This window comes from Muricoccus nepalensis (assembly GCF_006438825.1).
In the GTDB taxonomy this organism is placed as follows: domain Bacteria; phylum Pseudomonadota; class Alphaproteobacteria; order Acetobacterales; family Acetobacteraceae; genus Roseomonas; species Roseomonas nepalensis.
Map to the genome: position 1 here is coordinate 24,724 of NZ_RCZP01000050.1, position 7,556 is coordinate 32,279.

Annotated in this window: 6 protein-coding genes and 1 pseudogene; 4 read left to right on the plus strand and 3 right to left on the minus strand. The window is 73.1% G+C overall.

Going from position 1 to position 7,556, the window contains the following annotated elements; genetic code table 11:
• Positions 1–56: 56 nt before the first annotated feature.
• Both EAH89_RS27090 and EAH89_RS27095 read left to right on the plus strand, forming a co-directional pair.
• Positions 57–866 carry an IclR family transcriptional regulator gene (locus tag EAH89_RS27090; RefSeq protein ID WP_140886818.1) on the plus strand — a complete coding sequence of 270 codons (810 nt, stop codon included), beginning with the start codon at positions 57–59 and terminating at the stop codon, positions 864–866.
• A gap of 98 nt (positions 867–964) precedes the next feature.
• A complete protein-coding gene (locus EAH89_RS27095) occupies positions 965–1,354 on the plus strand; it encodes a hypothetical protein (RefSeq protein ID WP_140886819.1) in 390 nt (129 codons plus the stop codon).
• Between the two features lie 21 nt (positions 1,355–1,375).
• On the opposite strand, the gene EAH89_RS27100 is transcribed toward EAH89_RS27095, so the two are convergent.
• Both EAH89_RS27100 and EAH89_RS27105 read right to left on the minus strand, forming a co-directional pair.
• On the minus strand, positions 1,376–4,555 hold the full coding sequence (locus EAH89_RS27100; RefSeq protein ID WP_140886820.1) for an efflux RND transporter permease subunit: 3,180 nt from the start codon (positions 4,553–4,555) through the stop codon (positions 1,376–1,378).
• Positions 4,556–4,568: 13 nt separating this feature from the next.
• A complete protein-coding gene (locus EAH89_RS27105; protein ID WP_140886821.1) occupies positions 4,569–5,702 on the minus strand; it encodes an efflux RND transporter periplasmic adaptor subunit in 1,134 nt (377 codons plus the stop codon).
• A gap of 133 nt (positions 5,703–5,835) precedes the next feature.
• Here EAH89_RS27105 and EAH89_RS27110 point away from each other — a divergent pair, with 133 nt between their 5' ends.
• Positions 5,836–6,441 (plus strand): TetR/AcrR family transcriptional regulator, encoded by a 606-nt coding sequence (locus EAH89_RS27110; RefSeq protein ID WP_241667237.1) that lies wholly within the window; start codon positions 5,836–5,838, stop codon positions 6,439–6,441.
• A 106-nt stretch (positions 6,442–6,547) separates the two neighbouring features.
• On the opposite strand, the gene EAH89_RS27115 is transcribed toward EAH89_RS27110, so the two are convergent.
• Entirely contained in the window at positions 6,548–7,132 is a 585-nt protein-coding gene (locus tag EAH89_RS27115; RefSeq protein ID WP_140886823.1) for a TetR/AcrR family transcriptional regulator, read from the minus strand.
• A 189-nt stretch (positions 7,133–7,321) separates the two neighbouring features.
• Here EAH89_RS27115 and EAH89_RS27120 point away from each other — a divergent pair.
• Positions 7,322–7,556, plus strand: a pseudogene (locus EAH89_RS27120) (IS481 family transposase); the annotation flags it as partial.

Genomic DNA, 7,556 nt, shown 5'->3' on the forward strand with positions numbered 1-7,556 from the left:
GCCGGTCTAGCGAAGCGCGCCGACCGCCGTCAACCAAATTGCGAAGGAAGTTTCGCATGCCGAAGAACCCGGACGACACCGACCTGGCCGGGGCGAAGGACAAGAACCTCGTCCACTCCCTCGCGAAGGGCTTCCGCGTCCTTGAGGCCTTCACCGCCGAGGAGCCGGAACTGCTCCAGCACGAGGTCGCCCGCCAGGCCGGCCTGGACGCCGGCACGACCTTCCGGCTGCTGAACACGCTTCTCTCCCTCGGCTACGTCGCCCCGGTGCCGGGGACGCGGCGCTACCGCCTCACGCTGAAGCCGCTCGAGCTCGGCTTCAACGCCATCGCGCGCCGCGACCTGCGCGACCTGGCGCGACCCGTCCTGAAGGGCTTGGTGGGCGAGGTGAACGAGGCGGCGAGCCTCGGCGTGCTCGACGAGGCGGACATCGTCTATGTCGAGCGCGTCCAGGCCGGCCTTGTCCGGATAGGCGTGGACATCCGGGTGGGGTCGCGCATCCCCGCCGTCGCCTCGGCCATTGGCCAGGCGCTCCTGGCCTACCTGCCGGAGCCGGCCCTCGACGCCGTCCTGCGCGCCAGCCGCTTCGAGCGGACGGGCCCCGACGTGCCGGGCACGGCGGAGGAGCTGCGCGAACGGCTCGCCCTCGTGCGGGAGGAGGGCGTCGCCCTGACGGACTGGGCCAGCGTGAACGGGTTGCGCGTGCTCGCCGCGCCCGTCCTCGACCAGGAGGGCCAGGCGGTCGCCGCCATCAGCGTCGCCGCGCCCGCGATGCGCACCAGCCGGGCCGAGATCATCGAGCGCGCGAAGGCGCCGCTGCTGGCCCGGTCGCGGGAGCTAAGGCTCGCCCTCGCGGCCGTCGGCTGAGGACCGTCCCCGCGATCGCCCACCCGGCGCGCCGCCGCGGCCGCCTTAACCGCCCTTAAACCCGTCCGGCCCAGCCTAGGCGAAGGGAGGACCCCGGCATGGCTCCAACGGGCACCGCGACCAGTTCAGCCGGCGACGACGCGCGGGAAGCGCGCCTGCGCATCGCCCGCCACCTGGCGGAGCTGCACAAGCTCCACCTCGCCCTCGCCCAGGACACGCGGGAGCTGAAGCGCTTCAGCGTCGCCGGGAACCCGCGGCTGGAGGCCGAGATCGCCGCCGAGACGCTCGAGCAGTATCTCAGCGCCACCGGCGCCTTCCTCGAGAACATGCGCGGGCGCTTCGAGGCCCGCCTCCCCACCATCCGGCGCGGCGAGCCCCGGGGGCACGGCGGCTCGCCGGACGAGGCCGTCGGCCACGGGGCCTTCTGGCTCGTCTTCTCCCGCCTCTGCGCCGTCCTGCGCCAGGTGGACCGGCGGATCATCGGCTAGCCGGGCCCGCCGCGCCCCCCGTCACGTCCCGGCCGGCCTCGGCACCCCCGCCCCCGCCCGCTCGCGGCGCGCCAGGGCGCGCGCCACGACGTAGAAGACCGGCGTGAACAGCAGGCCGAAGAGCGTCACCCCCAGCATGCCCGCGAAGACGGCCGTGCCGAGGCTCTGCCGCATCTCCGCCCCCGCCCCCGTCGCGACCGCCAGCGGCAGCACGCCGAGGATGAAGGCCAGCGACGTCATCAGGATCGGCCGCAGCCGGGTGCGCGCGGCGGCCTCGGCGGCCTGCCACCGCGTCATCCCCTCCGCCTCCGCGTGGCGGGCGAACTCCACGATCAGGATCGCGTTCTTCGCCGCCAGGCCGATCAGCACCACCAGCCCCACCTGCACGAGCACGTTGTTGTCGAGCCCCCGCCACACCACGCCGGTGAGGGCGGCCAGCACCGACATCGGCGCGATCAGCACAACGGCCAGCGGTAGCAGCCAGCTTTCGTAGAGCGCCGCCAGCAGCAGGATGACGAAGACGACCGCGAGCCCGAAGGCGATGGGCGCCGTGTTGCCCTGCGCCGTCTCCTGCAGGGCGATCTCCGTCCACTCGTAGCCGAAGCCCGGCGGCAGCTCCTCCCGCAGCATCCGCTCCATCGCCGCGATCGCCTGCCCGGTCGAGACGCCGGGCTTGCCCGCGCCCTGCACCTCCGCCGCGGGGTAGAGGTTGTAGCGCGGCACGCGGTAGGCCGCGCTGTCCAGCTCCAGCGTCGCGAGCGCCCCGATCGGCACCATCGCGCCGTCCTGGTTGCGCGTGCGCAGCAGGGCCACGTCGCGCGGGGTCAGGCGCTGCGCCTCCTCCGCCTGGGCCGTCACCCGGAAGGTGCGGCCGAGGATGTTGAAGTCGTTCACGAAGGCCGAGCCGAGATAGACCGACAGCGCCTCCGAGACGCGGGACAGCGGCACGCCCAGCATCTCCGCCTTGCTCCGGTCCACCTCGGCCCGCAGCGTCGGCGTCTTGGTGTTGAACAGGGTGAAGGCCATGCCGATCTCGGGCCGCGCGTTGGCCGCCGCCACCACGCGGTTCGTCACCTCCTCCAGCGCCCGCGGGCCGCGGTCCCCGCGGTCCTGGATGTAGAGCTTGAAGCCGCCGCCGGTGCCGATGCCGGGGACCGAGGGCGGCGGGATGACGAGGGCGAGCGCCTCCCTTTGCTGCATCAGCCGCGCCTGGACCGCCCCGGTGATGCCCGGGAAGGTCAGGTGCTCTGCCTCGCGCTCCTCGAAGGACTTCAGGGTCACGAAGATGACGCCCGAATTGGGCGCGTTGGTGAAGGTGGCGCCGTCGAAGCCCGTGAAGGCCACCGCGTGCGCCACGCCGGGCACCTCCAGCACGTCCCGCGCCGCCTGGCGCACCACCGCGTCGGTGCGCGACAGCGCCGCGCCCGGCGGAAGCTGGAAGGCCGCGATGAGGTAGCCGCGGTCGAGCGGCGGGATCAGCCCGGTCGGCGTCCGGCCCACCGTGTAGCCCGTGAAGGCGAGCAGCCCCGCGTAGAGGATGAGCAGCACGGCCGAGAGCCGCACCAGCCGCCGCGTCACCGCGCCGTAGCCGATCGAGAGGCGGTCGAAGACCCAGTTGAAGCCCCGGAAGAACAGCCCGAAGGGCGCCGCGAGCCAGGCGCGCCAGCCCGTCGCCCGCGCGTGCCCGTGCCCGTGCGGCCGCAGCAGCAGCGCCGCCAGCGCCGGCGAGAGGGTGAGCGAGACGAGCGCCGAGAGCAGCGTCGCCACCGCGATGGTCACCGCGAACTGCCGGTAGAAGGCGCCGGCGATGCCCTCGATGAAGGCGGTCGGCACGAAGACCGCGCAGAGCACGAGCGCGATGGCCATCAGCGCGAAGCCCACCTCGTCCATGGTGCGGCGGGTGGCGGCGACGGGGTCCAGCCCGTCGGCCATGTGCCGCTCCACGTTCTCGACCACCACGATGGCGTCGTCCACCACGATGCCGATGGCCAGGATCAGCCCGAACATGGAGAGGTTGTTCAGCGAGATGCCGAGCGCCGCCATGAAGGCGAGGGTCCCGATGATCGAGACGGGGATGGCCGCCAGCGGGATGATGGAGGCCCGCCAGGACTGCAGGAACAGGATCACCACCAGCACGACGAGGACGATCGCCTCGACGAAGGTGTGCACCACCGCCTCCATCGACTGCTCGATGAAGCGCGTGGTGTCGTAGACCGTGTGGTAGTCGAGCCCCGGCGGGAAGTCGCGCTTCAGCTCCTCGAGCGTGGCCCGCAGCGCCGCCGCCGTCGCCAGCGCGTTGGAGCCGGGCCGCTGGAAGACGGGGATGGCCACCGCCTTGTCGGCGTCGAGATAGGCGTTGAGCGTGTAGTCCTGCGCGCCGAGCTCCACCCGCGCGATGTCGCGCAGCCGCAGCGGCGCGCCGCCCTCGCCGGTGGCGACGACGATGTCGGCGAACTCCTCCACGCCGCGCAGCCGCCCCAGCGCCTGGATGTTGAGCTGGAAGGCCCCGTTGGAGGCGCCCGTCGGCGGCTGGTTCAGCCCGCCGGCCGCCACCTGCACGTTCGCGCGGCGCAGCGCGTCCAGCACCTCGCCCGGCGTCAGCCCGCGGGCCGCGACCTTCGCGGGGTCGAGCCAGATCCGCATGGCGTAGTCGCGCGCCCCGAAGACCTGCACGTCGCCGACGCCGTCCAGCCGCGCGATGCGGTCCTTCACGTTCAGCATCGCGTAGTTGGAGATGTATTGCTCGTCGCGCGATCCGTCGGGCGAGGTGAGGTGGATCACCATCATGATGTCCGGCGAGGCCTTGCGCACGGTGATGCCGAGGCGCCGCACCTCCTCGGGCAGCCGCGCCTCGGCCACCGCCATGCGGTTCTGGACGAGCACCTGCGCCTGATCGACGTCCACGCCCTGGCGGAACACGACGTTCACGGCCAGCCGCCCGTCACCGGTGGCCTGGGAGGAGACGTAGAGCATCCCCTCCACGCCGTTGATCTCCTGCTCGATGGGGGAGGCGACGGTCTCGGCGATGACCGCGGCCGAGGCCCCGGGATAGGTGGCCGCGATGGTCACGGTGGGCGGCGCGATCTCGGGATACTCGCTGATCGGCAGCCGGAACCCCGCGATCGCGCCGATGAGCACGATCGCAATCGAGATCACGGAGGCGAAGACCGGCCGCGCGATGAAGAACTGGGCGAAGCGCATGGCGGCGGCCCCCTCAGCGCGCGTCGGCCAGGCGCGGCGGCGCGGCGGGGCGCCGCTCCGCCGTCACCCGCGTGCCGGGCCGCGCGAGGTGCAGGCCGGCCACGATCACGTGGTCCTCCGGCAGCAGCCCGCCGCGCACCACCCGCAGCCCGTCCACCACGGGGCCGAGCGTCACGGGCTTGGCCACCACCGTGCCGTCGGCCGCCACCGTCATCACCACCCGCGCCGCCTGGTCCGCCGCGACGGCCGCGTCCGGCACGAGAAGGACGTCCCCCTCCCCCGCGCGCAGCCGCAGCCGCGCGAAGGTGCCGGGGGTGAGGAAGAGATCGGGGTTCGCGACCGTCGCGCGGGCGCGGATCGTGCCGGAGCGGCCGTCCAGCGCCGTGTCCAGGAAGTCCAGCCGCCCCTCGCGCCCGAACTCCGCCTCGTCGGCCAGCCGCAGCCGCACGGGCTCCGCGGCGCTCCCCTCCGCGCTCGCGCCGCGCCGGGCGAAGCGGAGGTAGTCGGCCTCGCTGAGGTCGAAGGTGGCGTAGATGGGGTCGAGCGCCACGATAGTGGTGAGCAAAGTGGCGCCGGCCTGCACGAGGTTGCCCGCGTCCACCCGCCGGTCCGAGATGCGGCCGGACTGCGGTGCGCGCACCTCCGTCCAGCTCCGCTCCAGCTCCGCCTGGCGCAGCCGCGCGCGGGCGTCGGCGATGCCGGCCTCGGCGTCGCGCTGCGCCGCCCGGCGCGTGTCGAGCTGCGCCTGCGGCGCGAAGCGGTCCCGCACGAGGGAGGCGGTGCGGTCGATCTCCTGCCGCGCCAGCTCCAGCTTCGCCTCGGCGCGCGCCAGCTCGGCCTGGGCGCTCTCCACCGCGATGTCGAAGGGCGCGCGGTCGATGGTGAAGAGCACCTGCCCCGCCCGCACCACCTGGCCGTCGCGGAAATGCACGCGGTCCACCTGGCCGGAAACCCGCGGGCGCAGCTCCACGCGGGCGGAGGGCTCCAGCCGCGCGACGTGCTCCTCCCACTCCGTCACGTTCCGCCGGAGCGGCTCCGAGACGGTCACCGCCGGGGGGGCGGGCTGGGCGGCCAGCGGAAGGGGGAGAAGAGGAAGGGCGAGAGCGAGCGCCAGCGGGGCGAGACCCTTGCGAAGGGGGGTCGGCATGGCCAATCTCCGGAATGTCGGGTGATACCGACCGGTTCGTTCCATTGATACGAACCGGTCGGTCACATTACAAGTCCCCTCGGGCGGGCTACCCTGCCCGGGCGAAGGAACCCACGGGAACGAAGAGGTGAGCGTGAGCGAAGCGTCAGCAGCCCCGCCGCGCCGGTCGGCGGCCCAGCGCCTGCGGGAGGTCGCCCGGGACCTGTTCTACCGGCAGGGCATCCGTGCCACCGGCGTGGAGGAGCTCTGCCGCGTCGCCGGCACGACGAAGATCAGCCTCTACCGGGCCTTCCCCTCGAAGGACGAGCTGGTCGCCTGCATCCTGCGGGATGACTGCGAGCAGTCCTCCGCCTGGTACCAGGCGGCGGTGGGCGCGGACCTCCCCCCACGCGACCGCCCGGCCGCCTTCCTGCGGGCCGCGGTGGAGGAGTTGCGGAAGCCAGGCTTCCGCGGCTGCTCGCTCGGCCTCGCCATCGCGGAGTTCCCGGACCCCGAGCACCCCGCCCGCAAGGTCGCCGACGCCCACAAGCGCGGGCTGCGCGACACCCTGCGCCGGCTCTGCGAGGAGGCCGGGGCCGCCGACCCCGTCATGCTGGGCGACTCCCTCATGATGCTGACGGAGGGGGCCTTCTCCTCCGCCGCCTATCTCGGCACCGCCGAGGCCGCCGCCGCGCTCGAGCGCGCCGGAACCCAGCTGCTGGAATCCTCCCTGCCGCGCGAGGCCCCCACGGCGTCCTGAACCGAGCGGCCGCGGCCCGGAACCGCCCTCCCCCTTACTTATACGGAGGGTACCTCCGTTTTTCCAGTCACGGATGCGTTGGGGGCGTCCCGGTGCCGCGCGCCCGTCAGGGACCGCGGCGCAGCCCGTCCAGGAACACGTCCAGCAGCCGCATCGCCTGCCCTTGCCAGCCCGGCCCCTCCTGCACGTAGCAGACGCCGATGACCGTCCGCAGGAGGTCCTCCGGGCCGATATCCGGCCGCACCAAACCGGCCTCGGCCGCCGGGCGCAGCAGGATCGCGATCGCCTCGTGCAGCCGGCCGCTCGTGTAGGCCATGAGCTCCGGCGGCTTGTGCGCCGCGAGCGCCAGGGCCGCGATCATCCCCTTCTTCGTCGCCACGAAGTCCACCAGGGCCTCGATCCAGCGCCGCAGCCCGTCCAGCGGGCGCTCCTCCGCGGCGAAGGACCGGGCCAGCTCGGTCAGCCCCTCCACCTCCCGCCGGTAGACCGCCTCGAACAGCGCCTCGCGGGTCGGGAAGTGGCGGTAGAGCGTGCCGATGCCGACCCCCGCGCGCCGCGCCACGGCCTCCAGCCCCGTCTCCGTGCCGCCCTCGCTGAACACCGCCTTCGCCGCCTCCAACACGCGCTCGCGGTTCCGGACGGCGTCGGCCCGGGGGCGGCGCGGGCGGTCGGGCAGGTTCGTCGTCGGCAAGCCGGGCCTCCTCGATCAAAACGGAGGGAGTCTCCGTTTCATCCTTGCAAGCGGAGATGCCCTCCGCATATGTGGCCGCAGCGGCGCGCCGGGAACCCGTGGCGCTAACAGCCGTCCCGGCCGCTCCCCTAGCTGTTTGATCCCAGGGTTTGATGGTGCAGTCTTCTCCCCTGAGCGGAAGGACGCACTATGGGCCAGGTTCTCCATGGCAGCGCCACAACGACGGAGGCAATCCGTCGAGCGATACAGCATAGTCAAGAGAGCCTGAGAGGGCTGGCCAAGCGCTATGGAGTGAACCCGAAAACGGTCGCCAAGTGGAAGGCGCGTGGGTCTGTTACCGACCTGCCGACTGGGCCGAAGGAGCCGAAGTCCACGGTTCTCTCGGTCGAGGAGGAGGCCGTCGTCGTCGCCTTCCGCCGGCACA